The 21,473-nt window shown below is 66.1% G+C and carries 21 protein-coding genes and 1 riboswitch; of the genes, 16 read left to right on the top strand and 5 right to left on the bottom strand.

Features of this window, described 5'->3' with window-relative positions; translation table 11 throughout:
* Position 1 precedes the first annotated feature (1 nt).
* Together DY201_RS12775 and DY201_RS12770 are read right to left on the bottom strand one after the other, a co-directional pair.
* Positions 2 to 583, bottom strand: a complete 582-nt coding sequence (locus tag DY201_RS12775) for a NuoB/complex I 20 kDa subunit family protein (protein WP_067960703.1) — start codon at positions 581 to 583, stop codon at positions 2 to 4.
* The gene (locus DY201_RS12770) at positions 574 to 939 is read right to left on the bottom strand and encodes an NADH-quinone oxidoreductase subunit A (protein WP_115731525.1); all 366 of its coding nucleotides are present in this window, start codon (positions 937 to 939) and stop codon (positions 574 to 576) included. Before DY201_RS12770 ends, DY201_RS12775 begins: the two co-directional genes overlap by 10 nt.
* A gap of 344 nt (positions 940 to 1,283) precedes the next feature.
* Between DY201_RS12770 and DY201_RS12765 the strand changes: the two genes are divergently transcribed.
* A complete protein-coding gene (locus DY201_RS12765) occupies positions 1,284 to 2,507 on the top strand; it encodes a winged helix-turn-helix domain-containing protein (RefSeq protein WP_115731524.1) in 1,224 nt (407 codons plus the stop codon).
* Here DY201_RS12765 and DY201_RS12760 read toward each other — a convergent pair.
* The gene (locus tag DY201_RS12760) at positions 2,496 to 3,044 is read right to left on the bottom strand and encodes a riboflavin biosynthesis intermediates N-glycosidase (RefSeq protein WP_115731523.1); all 549 of its coding nucleotides are present in this window, start codon (positions 3,042 to 3,044) and stop codon (positions 2,496 to 2,498) included. The genes DY201_RS12765 and DY201_RS12760 overlap by 12 nt on opposite strands.
* Before the next feature lie 115 nt (positions 3,045 to 3,159).
* A riboswitch (cobalamin riboswitch) is annotated at positions 3,160 to 3,362 on the top strand.
* 37 nt (positions 3,363 to 3,399) lie between these two features.
* Between DY201_RS12760 and DY201_RS12755 the strand changes: the two genes are divergently transcribed.
* The 7 genes from DY201_RS12755 to DY201_RS12725 are packed head-to-tail and all read left to right on the top strand — an operon-like array spanning position 3,400 to position 11,997.
* Positions 3,400 to 3,834 carry a DUF1636 family protein gene (locus DY201_RS12755; RefSeq protein WP_115731522.1) on the top strand — a complete coding sequence of 145 codons (435 nt, stop codon included), beginning with the start codon at positions 3,400 to 3,402 and terminating at the stop codon, positions 3,832 to 3,834.
* The gene (gene cobW, locus DY201_RS12750; RefSeq protein WP_115731521.1) at positions 3,831 to 4,868 is read left to right on the top strand and encodes a cobalamin biosynthesis protein CobW; all 1,038 of its coding nucleotides are present in this window, start codon (positions 3,831 to 3,833) and stop codon (positions 4,866 to 4,868) included. The genes DY201_RS12755 and cobW overlap by 4 nt, the downstream gene beginning before the upstream one ends.
* Before the next feature lie 14 nt (positions 4,869 to 4,882).
* Positions 4,883 to 8,317 (top strand): cobaltochelatase subunit CobN, encoded by a 3,435-nt coding sequence (gene cobN, locus DY201_RS12745; protein ID WP_115731520.1) that lies wholly within the window; start codon positions 4,883 to 4,885, stop codon positions 8,315 to 8,317.
* A complete protein-coding gene (cobG, locus tag DY201_RS12740; protein WP_115731519.1) occupies positions 8,314 to 9,852 on the top strand; it encodes a precorrin-3B synthase in 1,539 nt (512 codons plus the stop codon). Before cobN ends, cobG begins: the two co-directional genes overlap by 4 nt.
* Before the next feature lie 2 nt (positions 9,853 to 9,854).
* Positions 9,855 to 10,487, top strand: coding sequence for a precorrin-8X methylmutase (locus tag DY201_RS12735; RefSeq protein WP_115731518.1), 633 nt, complete (start codon positions 9,855 to 9,857; stop codon positions 10,485 to 10,487).
* The gene (locus tag DY201_RS12730; RefSeq protein WP_115731517.1) at positions 10,484 to 11,236 is read left to right on the top strand and encodes a precorrin-2 C(20)-methyltransferase; all 753 of its coding nucleotides are present in this window, start codon (positions 10,484 to 10,486) and stop codon (positions 11,234 to 11,236) included. The genes DY201_RS12735 and DY201_RS12730 overlap by 4 nt, the downstream gene beginning before the upstream one ends.
* Positions 11,233 to 11,997 (top strand): precorrin-3B C(17)-methyltransferase, encoded by a 765-nt coding sequence (locus tag DY201_RS12725; RefSeq protein WP_115731516.1) that lies wholly within the window; start codon positions 11,233 to 11,235, stop codon positions 11,995 to 11,997. Before DY201_RS12730 ends, DY201_RS12725 begins: the two co-directional genes overlap by 4 nt.
* Here the strand turns inward: DY201_RS12725 and DY201_RS12720 are convergent.
* On the bottom strand, positions 11,961 to 12,728 hold the full coding sequence (locus tag DY201_RS12720) for a cobalt-precorrin-6A reductase (RefSeq protein WP_165916040.1): 768 nt from the start codon (positions 12,726 to 12,728) through the stop codon (positions 11,961 to 11,963). The genes DY201_RS12725 and DY201_RS12720 overlap by 37 nt on opposite strands.
* 1 nt (position 12,729) lies before the next feature.
* On the opposite strand from DY201_RS12720, the gene cbiE reads away from it, so the two are divergent.
* From cbiE to cobM, 3 genes are read left to right on the top strand one after another with little or no spacing between them, the layout of a single operon-like run.
* On the top strand, positions 12,730 to 13,962 hold the full coding sequence (gene cbiE, locus DY201_RS12715; protein WP_115731514.1) for a precorrin-6y C5,15-methyltransferase (decarboxylating) subunit CbiE: 1,233 nt from the start codon (positions 12,730 to 12,732) through the stop codon (positions 13,960 to 13,962).
* Positions 13,959 to 14,345 (top strand): cobalamin biosynthesis protein, encoded by a 387-nt coding sequence (locus DY201_RS12710; protein ID WP_115731513.1) that lies wholly within the window; start codon positions 13,959 to 13,961, stop codon positions 14,343 to 14,345. Before cbiE ends, DY201_RS12710 begins: the two co-directional genes overlap by 4 nt.
* Positions 14,342 to 15,106 carry a precorrin-4 C(11)-methyltransferase gene (gene cobM / locus DY201_RS12705; protein ID WP_115731512.1) on the top strand — a complete coding sequence of 255 codons (765 nt, stop codon included), beginning with the start codon at positions 14,342 to 14,344 and terminating at the stop codon, positions 15,104 to 15,106. The genes DY201_RS12710 and cobM overlap by 4 nt, the downstream gene beginning before the upstream one ends.
* Here the strand turns inward: cobM and DY201_RS12700 are convergent.
* Positions 15,073 to 16,188 (bottom strand): cobalt-precorrin-5B (C(1))-methyltransferase, encoded by a 1,116-nt coding sequence (locus DY201_RS12700; protein WP_115731511.1) that lies wholly within the window; start codon positions 16,186 to 16,188, stop codon positions 15,073 to 15,075. The genes cobM and DY201_RS12700 overlap by 34 nt on opposite strands.
* 53 nt (positions 16,189 to 16,241) lie before the next feature.
* Here DY201_RS12700 and cobA point away from each other — a divergent pair, with 53 nt between their 5' ends.
* From cobA to cysP, 5 genes are all read left to right on the top strand, one after another.
* Positions 16,242 to 17,027, top strand: a complete 786-nt coding sequence (gene cobA / locus DY201_RS12695; protein ID WP_115731510.1) for a uroporphyrinogen-III C-methyltransferase — start codon at positions 16,242 to 16,244, stop codon at positions 17,025 to 17,027.
* Positions 17,024 to 18,337 (top strand): cobyrinic acid a,c-diamide synthase CobB, encoded by a 1,314-nt coding sequence (locus DY201_RS12690; protein WP_115731509.1) that lies wholly within the window; start codon positions 17,024 to 17,026, stop codon positions 18,335 to 18,337. The genes cobA and DY201_RS12690 overlap by 4 nt, the downstream gene beginning before the upstream one ends.
* A 4-nt stretch (positions 18,338 to 18,341) precedes the next feature.
* Positions 18,342 to 19,097: an adenosylcobinamide-GDP ribazoletransferase gene (locus tag DY201_RS12685; RefSeq protein WP_115731508.1), complete on the top strand. Its 756-nt coding sequence runs from the start codon at positions 18,342 to 18,344 to the stop codon at positions 19,095 to 19,097.
* Between the two features lie 24 nt (positions 19,098 to 19,121).
* Positions 19,122 to 20,132, top strand: a complete 1,011-nt coding sequence (gene cobT, locus DY201_RS12680) for a nicotinate-nucleotide--dimethylbenzimidazole phosphoribosyltransferase (protein WP_115731507.1) — start codon at positions 19,122 to 19,124, stop codon at positions 20,130 to 20,132.
* A gap of 190 nt (positions 20,133 to 20,322) precedes the next feature.
* The gene (gene cysP / locus DY201_RS12675; protein ID WP_115731506.1) at positions 20,323 to 21,309 is read left to right on the top strand and encodes a thiosulfate ABC transporter substrate-binding protein CysP; all 987 of its coding nucleotides are present in this window, start codon (positions 20,323 to 20,325) and stop codon (positions 21,307 to 21,309) included.
* The last annotated feature ends 164 nt before the right edge of the window (positions 21,310 to 21,473 follow it).

Below are 21,473 nucleotides of genomic sequence, written 5' to 3'. Positions count from 1 at the left end.
ATCACCGCTCGATCGTGCCGGTGCGGCGGATCTTCTTCTGGAGAAGAAGGATGCCGTAGAGAAGTGCTTCGGCGGTCGGAGGACAGCCGGGCACGTAGATGTCGACGGGCACGACGCGATCGCAGCCGCGCACCACCGAATAGGAATAGTGATAGTAGCCACCGCCATTGGCGCATGAGCCCATCGAGATGACGTAGCGCGGTTCCGGCATCTGGTCGTAGACCTTGCGCAGTGCCGGCGCCATCTTGTTGGTCAGCGTGCCGGCGACGATCATCACGTCCGACTGGCGCGGTGAGGCGCGCGGCGCGATACCGAAGCGTTCGGCGTCATAGCGCGGCATCGAGATGTGCATCATCTCGACGGCGCAGCAGGCCAGGCCAAAGGTCATCCACATCAACGAACCGGTACGCGCCCAGGTAATCAGCGCCTCGGACGAGGTGACGAGGAACCCCTTGTCGGACAACTCGTTGTTCAGTTCGCCGAAGAAGGCGTCGTCTGAACCGATGGGCTTGCCGGTGTTCGGATCGATGATGCCTTTCGGCTTCGGCGCGATCAGGGTGCCGGAGGCGTCGTTCAATCCCATTCCAGCGCTCCCTTTTTCCACTCATAGACAAAGCCGATGGTCAGCACGGCCAGGAAGATCATCATCGACCAGAAGCCGAGCATGCCGATCTCGCCGAAGGACACCGCCCACGGGAATAGGAACGCCACTTCGAGATCGAAGATGATGAACAGGATGGAGACCAGATAGAAGCGGATGTCGAACTTCATGCGGGCGTCGTCAAACGAGTTGAAGCCGCACTCATAGGCTGAAAGCTTTTCCGGGTCCGGATTGCGGTAGGCGACGAGGAAAGGCGCCACGATAAGCGCAATGCCGACAATAAGCGCCACACCGATAAAAATGACGATGGGCAGATACGAACTCAGGAGAGCGTTCATGCTGCGAATTCCGTTGGTGGCCTATCCACCCAGATTTACAGCACGGGGTCCGTTTCCGGAAGCGCGACAGATTCTCGCCGAGCCGGACGAAACGGTCGTGCTGCAATGCGGCGACGGTTAGCGCAGCCGGTCGGTCGAAGCAAGTCCAACCTTGGCCAAAACGTGGCAAAGCCCACTGCTGGACCAAAATCCTGCGCGTGTGGCTCGTCTTTGATTTCCTTCGCCTTTTACTCAAGTTTACGCTCCTGACAAGACCGGAGCCCCAGTTCTGCTAGCATTTGCAGCAAAGGGCCGATTCTCGTGCCCTTGCGTCACCCCTCAAGAGACTGCGATAGCTTGCCGCAATGAAGGAAAAACTCTCACTCGCCACGGCCCGCCGCATCGCATTGGCGGCCCAGGGATTTGCCGACCCGCGCCCCACTGGCGCGATCACGCGGCGTCACCTGCAGCGCGTGCTCGACCGCACCGGCCTGCTGCAGATCGACTCGGTCAGCGCCGTCGTGCGCGCCCACTACATGCCGCTCTACTCGCGACTCGGCCCCTACCCCATGGCCCTGCTCGACGACGCCATGGCTCCGAAGAAGCGCATGCTGTTCGAGTACTGGGCGCATGAAGCGTCGCTGCTGCCGCTGGAGACCTTTCCGCTGTTGCGCTGGCGCATGGCGCGGGCCGAGGACGGGATGTATGGCGGGCTTGCCAAGTTCGGCCGTGCAAACAGGCCCTATATAGAAGAGATCTTTCGCCAGGTGGTCGACCGCGGTCCGATCGCCGCTTCCGACATCGAGGGCGCCAAGGGTTCCGGCGGCTGGTGGGGCTGGAGCCAGGAAAAGCATGCCTTCGAATGGCTGTTCTGGGCCGGCCGCATCACCACCCATTCGCGGCGTGGCTTCGAACGCCTCTATGATCTGCCCGAGCGCGTGCTGCCGGCCGACATTTATGACCGTCCTGCTCCCCAGGCCGAGGATGCGCATCGCGATCTCTTGCGAATCTCCGCCCGCGCCCATGGCGTCGCAACCGGCATCTGCCTGCGCGACTATTTCCGCCTGTCGCCAGCCGACGTGAAAGGCCGGCTCGAAGAGCTGGTCGAAACCGGCGAACTGATTCCCGTCCGCGTCGAGGGCTGGGACCGGCAGGCCTATCTCCACGCCGATGCGCGCATTCCGCGCAAGATCCAGGCACGCGCCCTGCTTGCGCCCTTCGATCCGCTCGTCTTCGAGCGCACCCGTGCCGAGCAATTGTTCGGCTTCCGCTACCGCATCGAAATCTACACCCCGGCCGAGAAGCGCCAATACGGCTACTACGTCCTGCCCTTCCTTCTGGGCGAGCGCATCGTCGCCCGCATCGACCTGAAGGCCGACCGTCCGGCGGGTATCCTGCGCGTCCACGCCGCCTATGCAGAGCCCTGTGCGCCACCGGAAACCGCAGCCGAACTTTACGAAGAACTCCAGCAGATGTGCGACTGGCTCGGCCTCGAACGCATCGAGGTGACGCCCGCGGGCGATCTTGGATCCGGCCTGATGGATATGGCTACGCGACGCTTTGCGAGTGACAAGAACTCAACCGCGTAGCTCCTCACGCACCTGCATCAGCGCGAAGCCGAGGAGATTGTCGCCACGCCACTGAAGTGGATTGCTGGCGCGGTTGTCGTCTGCGGCAAGACCTATTCCCCAGACATTGTCGACGGGGCTTGCCTCGACCAGAACGGCACTTCCTGTATTGAGCAGAAATTCTCGCAAGGCCGGGTTCTGTCCGAATTTGTGACCGTTGCCTTCTGCGACGACGCCAAACTTCTCATCATCCCATCGGGCTGCATCAAAGCCGCGCACCTCTCTGCCCCACTGCTTTGCCTGCTTCGGGCTCTCGGTCTCCAGGATTCTGGACGCGATTTCATGATCTCCAAACAAGCGAGCCTTCTCGGCCATCATCCAATGCTCGACGGTTGGATAGGAGACAGCATCGACCGCGAAGGGAGCTGGCCACCATTGGCTGAGGCACGACGAGGTGATCTTCCCGTCCCTTGACGGCTGATGACCCCAAAAAAACAGGAACTCTATCTTCGCCTGGGCGAGATACCCTTCCTCAAGCTGCGCGCGATTTCGATACATGCGCGTATTTGAGAACGCCGGCTGCGCTTGTCAATCGACGTCCCATGTGCCGCCAAAAAAGACCGCTGCGACGGCGGCTGTCGCTCCATCACGTTGACTCCACCCCTCACCAAAGCCTAAATCGCCCACAGACGGTCCTTTGCCCGCAACGGCGAAGGCTAAGAGGGAATGCGGTGCGCGCCGGTGGCGTCAAATCCGCGGCTGTCCCCGCAACTGTGAGCGAAGAGCCAAGCTCGAAGACCACTGGGATTTTCCCGGGAAGGCGAGCGAAGGTGACGATCCGCAAGCCAGGAGACCTGCCGTCGTTGACATTGATCCGATCGCCTGGCGGGTGCCCCGGGCAAGGAGCCTGGATTTGGACTTCGACGACAACCTTCCGGTCGCATCAGCCGACGCATCCTGCGATGCAGCCGACGCGCGCTCATGCGACGTCACCATCCTCGTCTGCTCATCCTGCCGCGACGAAACCGGCTCGGACGCCCATCCGCGCGCCGGCGCCCAGCTTGCCGAGCACGCCCGCCTCGCCGCCAATGGCGAGATCGCCGTGCGCAGCGTCGAGTGCCTGGGCAACTGCAAGCGCCGCCTCAGCGCCGCCCTGATACGCGACGGCGCGTGGAGCTACGTCTTCGGCGATCTCAACACCATGTCGGGCGACGATCTCGTCGCCGGCGCAAGACTCTTCGCCACCTCGACCGACGGCCTGATCCCCTGGCGCGGCCGTCCAGATAGCCTCAAGCGCGGCCTCGTCGCGCGCATACCACCACTTGCTCTCATCAAGGAAGACCCATGACCGCCTCCGTCGAACGCGTTCCCTGCACCGTCGTCACCGGCTTTCTCGGCGCCGGCAAGACCACGCTGCTGCGCAACATCCTCGAGAACTCCAAGGGCAAGCGCCTCGCCATCATCGTCAACGAGTTCGGCGATGTCGGCATCGACGGCGAGATTCTCAAGGGCTGCGGCGTCGATGCCTGCCCGGAGGAAAACATCGTCGAACTGGCCAATGGCTGCATCTGCTGCACCGTCGCCGACGACTTTGTCCCTGCCCTCGACCAGATTCTGTCGCTTACTCCGAGAGTTGACCACATCCTGATCGAGACCTCGGGCCTGGCGCTGCCCAAGCCGCTGGTCCAGGCCTTCCAGTGGCCAACGGTCAAGAGCCGCGTGACGGTCGACGGCGTCATCGCCGTGGTCGATGGCCCCGCGCTGGCCGCAGGTAAAGTTGCCTCCGATATGGAAGCGCTCGCCGCCCAGCGCAGTGCGGACGATTCGCTCGACCACGACGACCCGGTCGAGGAAGTGTTCGAGGATCAGGTCGCCTGCGCCGACCTCATCATCCTGTCCAAGAGCGACCTGCTCGACGAAGCCGGTCACGCCCGCGCCACCGCCATCGTGCGCGAGCACCTGGCACGCGCCGTCAAGATCGTGCCGTCGGCGCATGGCAAGGTCGATCCGTCGGTGCTGCTCGGCCTCGGCCTCGCCGTCGAGGACGACATCGAAAACCGCAAGACCCATCACGACGGGGCGTTCGACCACGAGCATGACGACTTCGATACCTTCGTCATCGAGATCCCGTCGATCGCCAACCCCGACGAACTGGCGAAACGCGTCGCCACCGCCGCCGAAGAAGAGAATGTGTTGCGTGTAAAGGGCTTCGTCGACGTCGGCGGCAAGCCGATGCGCCTGCTCGTCCAGGCCGTCGGACCGCGCGTCAACCACTATTATGACCGCGCCTGGACCGCAGAGGACGACCGCCGCTCGCGCCTGGTCGTGATCGGCCTCAAGGGCCTCGACCGCCCGGCCATAGAGCGTATCCTGGTCGGCTGAACCGGACAGCCGGGATGCACATCCTCACCACCACCTCCGCCTCGCTCGATGACCTGATCGAGCCTGTCGACCTCAGGCAGAAGCCTGCGGATGTGGTGGCGCTGTCCTTCACCGACAGCGATCTGGCCGGCCTCGCCGGCGCCTGGAAGGCGGACGCGGAAAACCTGCCATCGATGCGGCTCGCAAGCCTGCGCGACCTCCGCCATCCGATGTCGGTCGATCTCTGGATCGACAGCGTCGCCAGCCACGCCAAGGTCATCCTTGTCCGCATTCTCGGCGGCCACGACTGGTGGCGCTACGGCTGCGACCAGCTTGCCGCGATGGCGCGCGCAAAAGGCATCGCGCTGGCGCTCTTGCCGGGCGAAAGCCACGACGAGGATCTCAGGCTGATCGAGGCCTCGACCCTGCCGCGCACCGAACTCGACGCCCTACTCGGCTATTTCCGCGAGGGCGGCCCGGAGAACATGAAGGCGCTGGTGGCGCGGCTGGCCGGCCTGGCGGATGGCAAGAATGCTATGGCGGCACCCGTCGCAGTGCCGAAGGCGGGTTTTTATGATCCGGCGCGGGGCATCGTCTGTGATTTAGAAGCCTCTTTTGCCGGATGGACCAGCGCCTCTGCGCAGATGTCCGGCAGGACAGAGGGGGGTGCGCAGGATCACGCCATCTCCAGCTCTGCTGCCATCCCCATCCTCTTCTACCGTTCGATGCTGCTCGCCGCCGACGTCGCCCCTATCGACGCGTTGGTCGAGGCACTGAGAACACAGGGCCTCCGCCCCGTCCCGATTTTCGTCTCAAGCCTCAAGGATAAGGCCTCCCTCGCATTCGTCGAAGCAGCCCTGGACCAGCTCGCGCCCACGGCAATCATCACCGCAACCGCCTTCGCCGCCGGCGCCGAACCGGGCACGGAAACGCTGTTCGACCGCGCCGGCGTGCCGGTGTTCCAGGTCATCGTCGCCACCACCCGCCGCGAAGCCTGGGAAGGCAGCCCGCGCGGCCTCGCGCCCGCCGATCTTGCCATGCATGTGGTGATGCCCGAGCTCGACGGTCGTATCCTCGCCGGCGCCATCTCGTTCAAGGCGGAGAGCGAAGTCGACCCAGCCCTCGGTTTCCGCGCCTTCGCCAACCGGCCCGAACCAGACCGTGTCGAACAGGTCTCCCGCCGGATCGCGGCGCATCTCAGCCTGCGCCAGACACCGCCCGAAAAGCGCAAGCTGGCGATTCTCATCCCCGACTATCCCAGCGCGCCCGGTCGCACCGGCTATGCCGTCGGTCTCGACGTGCCATCAAGCGTGCTCGCCATGCTGCACGACCTCAAGGAGGCCGGCTACACGGTTGAATCGATTCCGCAATCGCCGCGCGCATTGCTCGCCCTGATCGAGGCTGACGGGCAAGGGCTGGCGCTCGAAGACTATCTCACGCTTGCCGAAGAACTGCCTGAGGAGGCGAGGAAAGCTGTCGAAGCGGCGTGGGGCTATCCCGAAGCGGAGGCTAAAGGCGGAAGTGCGCGCTCTACGTTGCCCCACTTCGTCTTCCGCGCCGCCACCTTCGGCAACATCACCGTCGCCCTCGCACCTGACCGCGGCCGTTCGGCCGATCGCCGCGCCGACTATCACGACCCGACGCTACCGCCGCGCCACGCGCTGCTCGCCTTCGGCCTCTGGCTGCAGAAGTCGCTCGGCATCCACGCAATCGTCCATGTCGGCGCCCATGGCACGCTCGAATGGCTGCCGGGAAAGGCGGTGGCACTGAGCCGGAACTGCTTTCCTGAAATCGTCACCGGCTCGCTGCCGGTGGTCTATCCCTTCATCGTCTCCAATCCCGGCGAGGCGGCCCAGGCCAAACGTCGCATCGCAGCGATCACGCTTGGCCACCTGCCGCCGCCGCTCGCCGCTGCCGGCCTGGACGAACACCAGCGGAAGCTCGAGCGCCTGGTTGACGAATACGCCCAGGCCGACGGCCTCGACCGTCGGCGCCGCGACCGCCTGGCCAAGCTCATCGTCGAAACGGCGTCGCAGACCGGCCTTGCTGCCGAGGCCGGCGTCGCCGGGACCGACGCGCCCGACGAAGCGCTGCGCCGCATCGACGCCTGGCTCTGCGACCTCAAGGATTTCGCCATCAAGGACGGCCTGCATGTCTATGGCCGCGCCGAAGAGAATGAGCCTGACCCAACGCGCCTTGCCAGCGCAGAAGCCGAGCGGAAAAACCTGATCGCCGCGCTCGACGGCCGCCATATCAAAGCCGGCCCAGCGGGCGCTCCGGCACGTGGCCGTACCGACGTCCTGCCGACCGGGCGCAACCTGTTCACCTCAGACCCGCGCACGATGCCGACGCCGACGGCCTTCGACCTCGGCAAGGCAGCCAGCGACGAGGTCATGCGCAGCTACCTGCAGAGCCATGGCGAATGGCCGCGTGCGCTCGTCATCGACCTGTGGGGCAGCGCTTCCTTGCGCACCGGCGGTGAGGAGATCGCCCAGGGCTTGGCGCTGATGGGCTGTCGGCCGCAATGGGACGCCGCCACCGGTCGCGTCACCGGCATCGAAGTGCTGCCGCCGGCAGCGATCGGCCGCCCGCGCGTCGATGTCACCTGGCGGATTTCTGGCCTGTTTCGCGATATGTTCCCGACCCAGATCGCGCTCATCGACGCCGCCGCCCGCGCCGTTGCCACCCGCGACGAGGACGACCACGACAACCCGCTCGCCGCCAGCACGCGCGCAGCGGGCAAGGTCGAGCCACGCATCTTCGGTTCCTCCCCCGGCACCTATGGTGCCGGCCTCGAGGACCTGCTTTCCAGCGGTGACTGGCAGGCGCGCGAGGACCTCGGCCGGGCTTATCTCGATGCTGCCTCACACGCCTACGGGGGCAGCGACGGCGAAGGCATTTCCGCGCCGGGCGCTTTTGCCGACCGCATTGCCGAGGCCGACCTGCTTGTGCACACCGGCGACGACCCCGGCCGCGACATTCTCGAAGGCTCCGCCGACGTCGCCTTCATCGGCGGCTTCGCAGCAGCGGTCGCAGCCCTCGGCAGGCACGCCGACGTCATCGTGCTCGACACCTCGGATCCGCAGAAGCCGAGGCCGCGCTCGGTCACGGAGGCTGTCGGCCGCGTCGTCAGGGCACGCGCCACCAATGCCCGCTTCATTGCCGGCCAGATGCGCCATGGCCCGCGCGGCGCCTCCGAATTCGCCGAGACGGTCGACAGGCTGATCGGTTTTGCCGAGACCACCAACGCCATCCCGGCAGCGCTGATCGAGGCCGTCCACGACGCCTATGTCGGCAACGAGGACGTGCGCGACTTCATGCTGCGCGAAAACCCTGCGGCAGCAAAATTCATCGCCGAGCGTTTTGCCACCGCCCGTCGGCGCGGCCTGTGGCACCCGCTGCGCAACTCCGTCGACGACGATCTGGCTGCCCTCATCGCCGAGGCTGAAGCGCGCGAGGTTGCGGCATGACCGGCTTTTCCCGCCGCGGCGCCTGTCCGGCCCTTTCGGCACCGATGTCGACCGGCGACGGCCTGTTGGTGAGGCTCAACCCGCTTGCCGGAGAAATCGCGCCCAACGTCTTGATCGGACTCTGTGAATCCGCCGCGCGGCATGGCAACGGCATCGTCGAGGTGACTGCGCGCGGCAGCATCCAGATCAGGGGCCTGACGTCGGAGAGTGCTTGCTTGCTGGCGGAAGAAGTCGAGGCGCTCGGCATTGCTGTGCGCACCGGGGTGCCGGTCGACATCGGCCCACTCGCCGGGATGGATCCGGCGGAAGTTGCCGATCCGAAACCGGTGGCGGCAGCGATCCGGACAGCCATAGCCGAGGTTGACCTTGGGACGCGGCTCGGCCCCAAGGTGTCCGTCGTCGTCGATGGGCGGGGCCAGATCGGGCTCGGCAACATCATCGGCGATGTCAGACTGGTGGCAAAGGATGCCGAACTTTGGCGCTTGTCGGTGGCTGGCGATGAGAGTTCGGCGCGTTTGGTCGGTGAATTCGATCCAGACGCCGCATGCGCGGCCACGCTCGACATTCTCCGGGCAATTGCGGCACTTGGCCGGCAAGGCCGCGCACGTGACCTCAGCTCGGAGGTCGTGCGTGCTGCCATTGCAGGATTTCAAGCCTCTCATTCCTTCGCACCCCCCTCTGTCCTGCCGGACATCTCCCCCGCAAGGGGGGAGATCGGCAACTTCGCTGGCGGCGCTCGTCACGCAGCGTTGCCGATGGACGGAGACGGCGGTGACAGCCAGATCTCCCCCCTTGCGGGGGAGATGTCCGGCAGGACAGAGGGGGGTGGGAAGGATCGCGACGCCGCGAAGGCTGCCGCTCTCGAACCTGAATCGATCCCTGAGCACTCTGCCGCAACCGATTCATCCGCCATCGGAATCCTCTCTCTCAGCGGCAACCAAATCGCCCTTGGCATCGCCCTGCCTTTCGGCAGCATCGAGGCCTCGGCCCTGATCGCTTTCTGCCGGGCAGCAGCAGCCGCCGGCGCCACCTGCATCCGCCCAGCACCAGGCCGCACCCTGCTCGTAATGGGCCTCGATGGCGCCTCCGCCGCCAACCTCACAGCCGCCGCCAGTTCCCTTGGCTTCGTCATGTTCCCCAACGATCCCCGCATCCGAATCGCCGCATGCCCCGGCGCGCCGGCCTGCGCTTCGGGCATGATCGCCGCGCGCGACGTCGCCGCCGAAATTGCCCACGAGATCGGCGAAAGCCTCGACCCGACGCTGTCGCTGCACGTCTCCGGCTGCGCCAAGGGCTGCGCCCATCCGGGACCGGCCACGCTCACCATCGTTGGTGACGAAAAGGGTGCTGTATTTGTCGTCGGCGGAACGGCGAAGGGCCTTCCGGCCGCCTACACCGCAGGATATGAAGCCGCGCGCGGCATGGGCCGCCTCACGAAATTGCTCGCCCAAGAGCGCAAGCCGGACGAAAATGCCGCCGCCTGCCTCGCACGGTTGGGCGCAAAGCGCCTCGCGCAAGCTCTGGCACAGGAATGAACATGGCCGCCTACGACTATATCCATGATGGCACGGCCATCTACGAACGCTCTTTCGCCATCATCCGCTCGGAGGCGGACCTTTCGCGCTTCTCCGAAGACGAGGCCGACGTTGCTGTGCGCATGATCCATGCCTGCGGCCTGGTCGAAGCGGCCGAACATTTCGTCTTCTCCGAAAGCTTCGTCGCTGCTGCGCGCGGTGCGCTGAAGGCCGGCGCGCCGATCTTCTGCGACGCCGAAATGGTGGCGCGCGGCGTCACCCGCGCCCGTTTGCCCGCCGACAACGAAGTGATCTGCACACTGCGCGACCCGCGCACATCAGATATCGCCAGGGAGATCGGCAACACCCGATCGGCCGCCGCAATCGACCTCTGGGTCGACAGGCTCGCAGGCTCGGTCGTCGCCATCGGCAACGCGCCGACAGCACTGTTCTACCTGCTTGAGAGACTGCGCGACGGCGCGCCCAAGCCTGCCGCCATCATCGGCATGCCGGTCGGCTTCGTCGGCGCGGCCGAATCCAAGGACGCCCTGGCAGAGAATTCCTATGGCGTGCCCTACGCCATCGTCCGCGGCCGCCTCGGCGGCAGCGCCATGACGGCCGCTGCCCTCAACTCGCTGGCGAGGCCCGGCGTATGAGCGCCCCCGCTGCAAAGGGCCGCCTCATCGGCGTCGGCACCGGGCCCGGCGATCCCGAACTTTTGACGCTCAAGGCCGTGCGCGCGCTGGCCGAGGCTGACGTGATCGCGCATTTCGCCAAGCGCGGCGCCAATGGCAACGCCCGCACCATCACCGATGCGCACTTCCGCGACGACGTGATCGAGCTGCCGCTGATTTATCCGGTCACCATCGAGATCGACAAGGATCACGACGACTACCGCGCTGCCATTGCGGGCTTCTACGAGGCGTCGGCGCAATCCGTGGCCGCCCATCTCGATCAGGGCCGTACGGTTGCGATCCTGTCGGAGGGCGACCCACTGTTCTACGGCTCCTACATGCACCTGCATGTGCGCCTGTCGCATCTCTACCCGACCGAGGTCATCCCCGGCGTCACCGCCATGTCCGGCTGCTGGTCCCAGACCGGCGTGCCGATCGTTCAGGGCGACGACGTGCTGTCGGTGCTGCCGGGCACTATGAGCGAGTTCGAGCTCACCCGACGCCTCGGCGATACCGACGCCGCTGTCATCATGAAGGTCGGCCGCAACCTGCCGAAGATCCGCAAGGCGCTGGACGCGACCGGCAAGCTCGGCCGCGCGCTTTATGTCGAGCGCGGCACCATGCCTAACACCCAGCACATGAAGCTTATCGACAAGACGGACGACAAGGCGCCCTATTTCGCTATCGTGCTGGTGCCCGGCTGGGCCGGCAAGCCCGGAGCGGACAATTGAGCGGCCGCCTCGTCGTCATCGGCCTCGGCCCCGGCAATCCGGACCAGGTCACGCCGGAAGCCAGCCGCGCGGTCGCGGAAGCCAGCCATTTCTTCGGCTACAAGCCCTATCTCGACCGGCTTGAGCTGCGCCCTGACCAGACCCGCGTCGCCTCCGACAACCGCGAGGAGATCTCGCGCTCCAACGCCGCCCTCGATATGGCGGCAAGCGGTCACCACGTTGCTGTTGTCTCGGGGGGCGACCCCGGCGTCTTTGCTATGGCAGCCGCCGTCTGCGAGGCCATCGAGGCCGGCCCGAGGGCATGGCGCGACATCGAGTTGTCGGTCGTTCCAGGCGTCACCGCCATGCTGGCCGTGGCAGCCCGCGTCGGCGCACCGCTCGGCCACGATTTCTGCGCCATCAATCTGTCGGACAATCTCAAGCCGTGGGATTTGATCGAGCGCCGGCTTGTCGCCGTCGCGCAGGCAGGCTTCGTCATCTCGCTCTACAACCCCATCAGCAAGGCCCGTCCCTGGCAGCTCGGCAGCGCGTTGGAAACCCTGCGCAAGCATCTGCCTGCCACGACGCCCGTCATCTTCGGCCGCGCCGCCGGCCGGCCCGACGAGCGTATCGAGATCTTCACGCTTGGCGAAGCCGATGCGGCGAAGGCCGATATGGCGACCTGCGTCGTCATCGGCTCGCCCGAGACGCGCCTGATCGAACGCGACGGCAAGCCCCCGCTGGTCTACACGCCGCGTTTTTCCGCCGGAGCAGCGAAATGATCGACAAGATCGGCCATGGCAGCGACATCAGGTGCGGACGGCACCTCAGGAAGCTGCGGCCGGCGGAAGAGGATCACCTCGATGCCGAGTTTCCGCGCTGCCGCGATCTTGCCGTAGGTCGCCTGCCCGCCGCTGTTCTTGGCGACGATGACGTCGATCCTGTGTGCCTCGAGCAACGCCCGCTCATCCGCTTCGCGAAACGGCCCGCGCGCCAGAATGTAGGTCGCGGCGGCCACGCCGAGCGGCGGCTCTATCGGATCGACGCTGCGAATGACATAGCCGTGCTGGGGGGCTGTCTCGAAGGCCGCCACCTCCTGCCGACCGAGCGCCAGGAACACGCGGCGCGAGCTTTGGCCCAGCGCGGCGACAGCCTGTTCGGCGTCTTCCACCAGCGTCCAGCTGTCACCTGCGACCGGCTCCCAGCCGGGACGGCGCAGGGCGAAGATCGGCACACCCGATATCCGAGCCGCCTCCGCCGCATTGGCCGAGATGCGCGCCGCATAAGGATGCGTGGCGTCGATCAGGAGATCGGTCTTGTGCCCGGCCAGCCAATCGGCCAGCCCCTGCGCGCCGCCGAAGCCACCGGTTCGTACCGGCACCGGCTGCTCGACCGGGTTTTCGGTCCGGCCCGCCAGCGAAAGCAAGATGTCGAGATCGCCACGGGTGGCGAGCCTGGCCGCCAACTGCCGCGCTTCGGTGGTTCCGCCCAGGATCAGAATACGGTGGGTCATCATGCCTGCTGAATTCGACGCCCCGATGCAAGAATGGCTGACCGTCGTCGGCATCGGCGAGGACGGTGTAGCGGGTCTCGGCGACGAGGCCAAGCGCGCGATATCAGGCGCTGCCTACGTATTCGGCGGCAAGCGTCATCTGGCGCTGGCAGCAACGCTCATCGCCGGCGCGGCTCGCCCATGGCCGACGCCCTTCGACAGCGAAATGCGTGACGTGGTCGCCCTGCGCGGCGAAAACGTCTGCGTGCTGGCTTCGGGCGACCCGTTCCTGCACGGCGTCGGCACAACACTTTCCCGCGTCGTGCCGTCAGCGGAAATGCGGGTCCTTCCGGCCCCATCTGCCTTCTCGTTGGCCGCCTCGCGGCTGGGCTGGGCGCTGCAGGACATCGAAACGGTTTCGCTCCACGGCCACGCCATCGACCTGATCCGCCCGTTGCTGCAGCCGGGCGCGCGCATCATTGCACTCACCTCAGATGGCGAAGCGCCGGCCCAGATCGCAGCCCTTGTCGCCGGCAACGGTTTCGGCGCCTCGCGTTTGACGGTGCTCGAAGCGCTCGGCGCTGAAAGCGAGCGCATCCGCGTCACGACAGCCAGAGGCTTCGACGTCGAAAACATCAATCCGCTCAACGTCCTGGCACTCGAGCTTGAATCCGGATCGCAGGCACGGATCCTGCCGCTTGCCTCAGGTCTAGCCGACGACTTGTTCGAGCATGACGGCCAGATCACCAAGCGCGAGATCCGCGCGGTCACGCTTTCCACGCTCGCGCCCCGCCGCGGGGAGTTGCTCTGGGATATCGGCGCTGGCTCCGGCTCGATATCCGTCGAATGGATGCTGTGTCACACCTCGCTGCGCGCCATCGCCGTCGAGCACAAGGCCGAGCGCGCCGAGCGCATCGAGCGCAATGCCGGCGCCTGCGGCGTGCCCGGCCTCACGGTTGTCAGGGGCGCAGCGCCTGACGCGCTGATCGGCCTGCCGACGCCAGACGTCATCTTCATCGGCGGCGGCGGTTCGGACGCCGGCGTCTTCGATGCGGCAATCGCAGCACTTCGATCAGGCGGTCGCCTCGTCGCCAACGCCGTCACGCTCGAAATGGAAACATTGCTGCTGTCGCACTATGCCGCGCATGGCGGCGATCTTCTGCGCTTTCAAGTCTCCCGCGCCGCCCCTGTTGGCTCGATGACCGGCTGGCGGCCGGCAATGCCGGTCACACAGTGGAGCTGGGTGAAGCCATGATGGTTGCAGGCATTGGCTGCCGCAAAGGCGCAGCACGCGAAGACATCCTCTCTGCAATCGAAACCGCGCTCGAGGCGCACGGTCTGGCGATCACCGCATTGACCGCGCTCGCCACGGCACCGTTCAAACGCGACGAACCGGGCATTCTCGCCGCCGCGCGCCGGCTCGACCTGCCCTTGCTCGTCGTCGACGACGAGGCGCTGGCCGCTGCTGCATCGCGCACGCTCAGTCATTCTCAGGCCTCGCAGGACGCTGCGGCTACACCGTCTGTCTCCGAGGCATCAGCGCTCGCCGCCGCCGGTGGCGATGCCACCCTGCTTGGCCCGCGCACGATCGTCGGCCCCGCCACTTGTGCCATCGCCACCTCTGGAGCCACAGCTTGACCGTTCACTTCATCGGCGCCGGCCCGGGCGCGGCAGACCTCATCACGGTGCGCGGCAGCCGCCTGCTCGGCTCCTGCCCGGTCTGCCTCTATGCCGGTTCCATCGTTGCGCCGGAGCTTCTGACCTATTGCCCCGCCGACGCCCGGCTGGTCGACACGGCACCGATGTCGCTCGACGAGATCGAGGCGGAATATGTCGACGCCCACAAGGCCGGGCATGACGTCGCGCGGCTGCATTCGGGCGACCTGTCGGTGTGGAGTGCGGTCGCCGAACAGATCCGGCGGCTGGAAAAGCACGGCATTCCATACACGCTGACCCCTGGCGTACCGTCCTTCGCGGCGGCAGCGGCGGCGCTGAAGCGCGAGCTGACGATCCCCGAAGTCGCCCAGAGCCTGGTGCTGACCCGCACCTCCGGCCGTGCCTCGAAGATGCCACCGGGCGAAACGCTTGCCGGCTTCGGCCGCACCGGCGCCACGCTTGCCGTCCACCTGTCGATCCACGCCATCGACCACGTCGTGACTGAGCTGACACCGCATTACGGTCCGGATTGCCCCGTGGTGGTCGTCTTCCGCGCCTCCTGGCCGGACGAGCGCATCGTTAGGGCCACGCTGTCGACGATAGCAGCCGAGTTGGCAAAGGACCCTATCGAGCGCACCGCCATCATCTTCATCGGCCAGTCGCTGGCAGCGCAAGATTTCCGCGAAAGCTCGCTCTACGACGCTTATTATCAGCGCCGCTTCAGGGGCCGCGACGGGCTATGACAGGCCGCGAAGGGCGCATGCCCCATCAGCTCTCCCTCGCGGTTGAAGACCAGGATTTCGACCGCGATATCGAGCTTGTCGAACACGCTTGCCGCCGTGCGCCAAGCCGCAGCAGCGACCGCGTCACCTATGCCGATGCCCGCCTTGTTGGCCTCGATGAAGGCCTCGGCGACGGTGTTCGCGCCCTTGATGCGGGCTTCGAGTCCGGTGTCTGCACCGGCCCCGACGGCGATGGCTGCCAGGCCGTCGAGATCGGCCGAACCGCGGCTCGAATGCAGGTCGAGCAGGCCTTGCGCCAGCTTGGTCATCTTGGCGACGCCGCCGGCAATGGTGACCTTCGCCACCGGGTGGGCGCGAATATATTTCAGCATGCCGCCGACGAAGTCGCCCATGTCGATCAACTGCACCTCGTGAAGACCATGGAATTTCTGCACCGCTATCTCGGAAGCACTGCCGGTCGAACCCGCGACATGGTCGAAGCCCATGGCGCGGGCCACGTCGACGCCGCGATGGATGGAGTGGATCCAGGCCGAGCAGGAATAGGGAATGACGATGCCCGTCGTCCCCAGGATCGAGATTCCGCCCAAGATGCCAAGGCGCGGATTGAGCGTCTTGAGCGCAATTTCCTCGCCGCCGGCGACGGAAATCTCGACCTCGACATCGGCGCCTTCGCCCAGCACCTCGGCCACGACACCGGCAATCATCTTGCGCGGCACCGGGTTGATCGAGGCTTCGCCGGGCGGAATCGGCAGGCCCGGCCGCGTCACCGTGCCGACGCCCTTGCCCGCCTTGTAGACAAGACCGCTGCCAGCAGCGCCCGGCCGCACCGTGCTCATGACCAGCGCACCATGCGTGACGTCAGGGTCGTCGCCGGCGTCCTTGACAATACCGGCCATGGCCAGGCCGTCGCCGCGTTCGTTTCTCGCCAGCGCAAAGGCCACGTTCTGCCCGCCCGGCAGCACGATCTCCACCGGATCGGGAAACGCACCCGCCTTCAATGCCACGCACGCCGCCTTGGTGGCGGCAGTGGCGCAGGCGCCGGTGGTCCAGCCGCGCTTGAGCGGACGATCTTCTTCATTCATGACGCGATCTATAGGCTGGCACAGCCTGTGCGTCATCGACGAAAGCGACACGCATGACACTCGAAAGCGCTATCGCGCGTTTGAACTACAAGCAGCACGTGCTCGAGCCGGGGCATGTATGGCTGGCCGGCGCCGGCCCCGGCGATCCCGGCCTGCTGACGCTCGACGTCCTGTCGGCGCTGGCCCAGGCCGATGCGCTGGTGCATGACGCGCTGGTCCCGCCAGAGATCGTTGCGGTTGCCGAACAGGCGGAAAAATTCTTCGTCGGCAAGCGCGGCGGCCGGCTGTCGATCCCGCAGGGCGACATCAATGCGCTGCTGGTCAGGCTGGCGCGCGAAGGTCGCAAGGTCGTGCGGCTCAAGGGCGGCCATCCCTTCGTCTTTGGGCGAGGTGCCGAAGAAGCGCTGGTGCTGACCCGAGAGAACATTCCCTGGCGCGTGCTTTCGGGCATCACCTCGGCCTTCGGCGGCCTCTCCTCCGCCGGCATTCCGGCCACCATGCGCGGCGTCAACGGCGCGATCATTCTCGCCACCGGCTTTGCCGCCGTCAGCGACGACCGGCCAGACTGGGCAGCGCTTGCCCGCACCGGCCAGCCCATCGTCATCTATATGGGCCTGACCCACATGGCCGAGACGGTGACGGAGCTTCTGCGCGGCGGACTGTCGACCGACACGCCTGCAGCCTTTGTCGAGAACGCCTCGACGCCGGAGGAACGCACGGTCACCGCCACGCTCGGCACACTGGTTGCCACCGCCGAGCGCGAAAAGGTCGTCTCGCCGGCCCTCATCGTCGTCGGCGGCATTGTCTCGCTGCGCGCCGAGCTGATTGGACGGAAATGACGGCGCGTGGGCTCATCATCGGCGCCCCACGCTCGGGCTCGGGCAAGACCAGCGTAACGATTGGCCTGCTGCGCGCGCTCGCGCGCCGCGGCATCAAGGTGCGTGGCGCGAAATCGGGACCGGACTACATCGATCCCGGCTTCCACGCTGCCGCAACCGGCCGGCCCGGCGTCAATCTCGACAGCTGGGCCATGGCGCCGTCGCTGCTCAACGCATTGGCCGCCGATGCTTCGGCCGAAGCCGAGATGGTGATCCTCGAAAGCGCCATGGGCCTGTTCGACGGCATCCCCGCGGAGACAGGCCGCTCGGGTGCGGCTGCCGATCTCGCCCGTCTCTACGGCCTGCCGGTGCTTCTGGTGCTCGACGTCTCCGGCCAGTCGCAGACAGCGGCGGCCATCGCCAAGGGTTTTGCCACCTACGACCCCGGCGTCCGGATCGCGGGCGTGGTGCTCAACAGGCTCGGCAGCGACCGTCACCGCAAGCTTGCCGGCGACGCCATCGAGGCGCTCGGTCTGCCCGTCGTCGGCGCCATCCTGCGCGACCCGACCTTGTCCATTCCAGAACGCCATCTCGGCCTCGTCCAGGCCGAAGAGCATGCCGACCTCTTCGCCCACATCGAAAAGCTCGCCGACATGGTGGAGCGCTCGCTCGACCTCGACGCCATCGTCGAACTGGCGACGCCGCTGGCGCCAATGTCTGGCGACCAATCCTTCGCCCTGCCGCCGCCCGGACAGCGCATCGCGCTCGCCCAGGATGCCGCCTTCACCTTCCTTTACCCGCATCTCGCCGCCCACTGGCGCGCCATGGGCGCGGAGCTGGTTCCGTTCTCGCCGCTCGCCGACCAGGCGCCCGACGCCACCTGCGACATCTGCTGGCTGCCGGGCGGCTATCCCGAACTCCATGCCGGCCGCCTCGCCGCAGCCGACACCTTCCTCTCGGGCACCCGCCGTTTTGCCGACACCAAGCCAGTCCATGGCGAGTGCGGTGGCTTCATGGTGCTCGGCCGTTCCATCGAGGACGCCGATGGCGCCACCCACGCGATGCTCGGCCTGCTCGGCCATGCCACCAGCTTCGCCAAGCGCAAGATGAACCTCGGCTACCGCCAGGCCAGACTTTCGGCACCTTGCCCGCTTGGCTCGGAGGGCAGCGTCGTCAGGGGGCACGAGTTCCATTACGCCCAGACGGTTGTTGCAGGCGACGATACGCCGCTCGGGCAACTGGCCGATGGCCTGGGCAAGCCGCTCGGCAGCTTCGGCGGCAGGCGCGGCCATGTTACCGGCACCTTCTTCCACGCGATCGCGCGAGGCTGAGACGATGACGCCGGCGACGATCTTCGACGACATCCGCCTCGGCCTCGTCTTCTTCACGCGCCTGCCGCTGCCGCATTTCGAGGTCAGGGATCGTTCGCTCGCCGACGCCATCTGGACTGCGCCGCTCGTCGGCTTCGTCGTGGCGGTCCTGGCCTGGCTCGTCTTCGCTGCCGGACATGCCCTCGGCCTCGCCGAAGGCCCGGCTGCTGTACTGGCCATCGCCGCCGCCATGCTGGTCACCGGTTGCCTGCATGAGGACGGCCTGTCCGACACATCAGACGGTTTCGGCGGTGGACGTACACGCGAGCGCAAGCTCGAGATCATGCGCGACAGCCGCATCGGCAGCTATGGCGCGGCAGCGCTGGTGCTGTCGATCCTGGCGCGCTGGAGCGCCATCGTCGAAATCGAAGACCCCACCCCTGTTTTCGCCGCCCTCGTCGCCGCTCATGTCGGCTCGCGCGCATTGATCCCCGCCTTCATGCGGAACCTGCCCCAGGCGCGCGTCGACGGTCTTGCCGCCGGCGTCGGCACAGTCGCCGACGGGGCAGTGATCGCCGCTTTCGCCATCGGCGCTACAGGCCTCCTGTTCCTCGGGCTCAGCGGCGCGGTCGTCGCCGCGTTGTGCCTCGCACTCCTCTTTTTCGCCTTCAGCAAGCTCTGCCTCGCCCAGATCGGCGGCCAGAGCGGCGACACCATCGGCGCTCTGCAGCAACTGGCCGAAATCGCCCTGCTGTTTGTCGCATCCGCCATCCTTGCTTGATTCTGTTTTGGAGTATTCACTGCCATGGCCTTCAAATCGCTCAATGAATTGCGCCAAGCTTGCCTCGACCTGCCGGCCGGCAGCAACGCCGCAGCGGATGCCGTCGCCCGCCGCCAGGACACGCTGACCAAGCCGCGCGGCAGCCTCGGCAAGCTTGAACAGATCGCCGCCTGGCTCGGCCACTGGCAGGGCCGCGAGATGCCGAAGCTCGACAAGGTCAAGGTCATCGTCTTCGCCGGCAACCATGGCGTCACCGCCCAGGGCGTGTCGGCCTATCCGTCGGAGGTGACGGTGCAGATGGTCGCCAATTTCGCTGCCGGCGGTGCTGCCATCAACCAGCTCGCCCGCCTTGCCGGCGCCGAACTCGCGGTCATCCCGCTCGAGCTCGATCGCCCCACGGGCGATTTCACCCAGACGGCGGCCATGGACGAAGCCGATTTCCTCGCCGCCGTCTCGACCGGCTATGATGCGGTGACACCGGATCTCGACCTCGTCTGCTTCGGCGAGATGGGGATCGGCAACACCACGCCCGCCGCAGCGATCGCCGCAGGCCTGTTCGGCGGCACCGGCCGGCAGTGGGCCGGTCGTGGCACCGGCGTCGACGACCAGGGCCTGTCCCGCAAGTTCGCCGCCATCGATGCCGGCCTTGCCCGTCATGCCGCCACGCTCGCCGATCCGCTGGCTGTCGCCGCCAACCTCGGCGGCCGCGAACTCGCCGCCATCCTCGGCGCCACGCTGGCCGCGCGCCACCGCAACGTGCCCGTCCTGCTCGACGGCTTCGTCGTCACGGCAGCGGCAGCCCCCTTGGCAAAACTCCACCCGGAAGGCCTTGCCCACACGCTGTCGGCCCATGTCTCCGCCGAAGCAGGCCATCGTCAGCTGCTCGAATCCCTGAAGCTCGCGCCGCTGCTCGACATGGGGATGCGGCTCGGCGAAGGTTCGGGCGCCTGCCTCGCCGTCAATATCGTCCGTTCGGCGCTGGAATGCCACGCCAGAATGGCAAGCTTCGCCGAGGCCGGTGTCACCGACAAATAGTTAGGCATTCCGCAGGAAGCCGGTGCAAATCTCAATCCTAGAAATCGATTCCTTCGTTTGACAAATAGATGGAAGAAAATTCTTCATACAAGCGCAGAGGCAATCCGCCTCTGCCTCTACCTGAAGCAGGCCCGCAGCTATGTTGCGGCAAAGTTTAGCCATTTGCCGCTTGTCTCAGGAGAATGCCCCCATGAAACGTTTCCTTCTCGTCGGCGTGGCACTTGCCGCCATGCTCGCCGGCCCGCTGCAGGCGTCTGCCGCCGACAAGCTGCTCAACGCGTCCTACGACGTCGCCCGCGAACTGTTCGCTGCCGAGAATGCCGCCTTCATCGCCAAGAACCCGGGTGTCACAGTCGACCAGTCGCATGCCGGCACCTCCAAGCAGGCACGCGCCATCGTCGAAGGGCTTGAAGCCGACGTCGTCACCTTCAACCAGGTCACCGACATCGAATTCCTGGTCAAGAACGGCTTTGTATCAGATGACTGGAAGAAGGATTTCGCCAACCAGGCCTCGCCCTTCTATTCGCTGCCGTCCTTCCTCGTCCGCGCCGGCAACCCCAAGAACATCAAGGACTGGTCTGACCTGGTTCGCGACGACGTGAAGGTCGTCTTCCCCAATCCGAAGACCTCGGGCAATGCGCGCTACACCTATCTGGCGGCGACCGCCTACGCCAAGGAAGCGTTCAAGGGCGACGAGGCCAAGGTCAAGGAGTTCGTGACCAAGCTGTTCGACAACGTGCCGGTGTTCGACACCGGCGGCCGCGCCGCCACCACCACCTTCGTCGAGCGCAACATCGGCGACGTGCTGATCACCTTCGAGGCCGAGACCCGCTCGATCGCCAAGGAATACGGTTCCGACAAGGTCGAGAGCGTCATCCCCTCGGTCAGCCTGCTCGCCGAATTCCCGGTCGCCATCGTCGACAAGGTCGTCGACAAGCGCGGCTCGCGCGATCTGGCAAAGTCCTATCTCGATTTCCTCTACACGCCGGAAGGCCAGCGCATCGCCGCCCAGCACGGCAACCGTGTCCACGAGCCTTCGGTCGCCGCCGAATTCAAGGACCAGTTCCCCGATGTTCGCCTGGTCACCGTGGAAGACGTCTTCGGCGGCTGGGACAAGGTCCAGAAGGAACATTTCGGTTCCGGCGGCCTGCTTGAAGAGATTTACGGCGAGCGTTGACCTCAGTGCATGACCCCGAAAATCAATATCGATTTTCGGAAAAGGATCATGCACAACTCAGACTGCTACGGGGTCCGTTGCGCGTCCAACAAGGACGCGCGGCGCCGTCGTCGTTATTGTTGAGAATTGGAGAGCCGGCCATGCCGGCTTTCCGCATTGTTGTA

The sequence above is a fragment of the Aminobacter aminovorans genome (genome assembly GCF_900445235.1).
GTDB lineage: Bacteria > Pseudomonadota > Alphaproteobacteria > Rhizobiales > Rhizobiaceae > Aminobacter > Aminobacter aminovorans.
The sequence above is the reverse complement of the archived record's forward strand: the minus strand, read 5'-3'. Positions and strand labels throughout refer to the sequence as shown.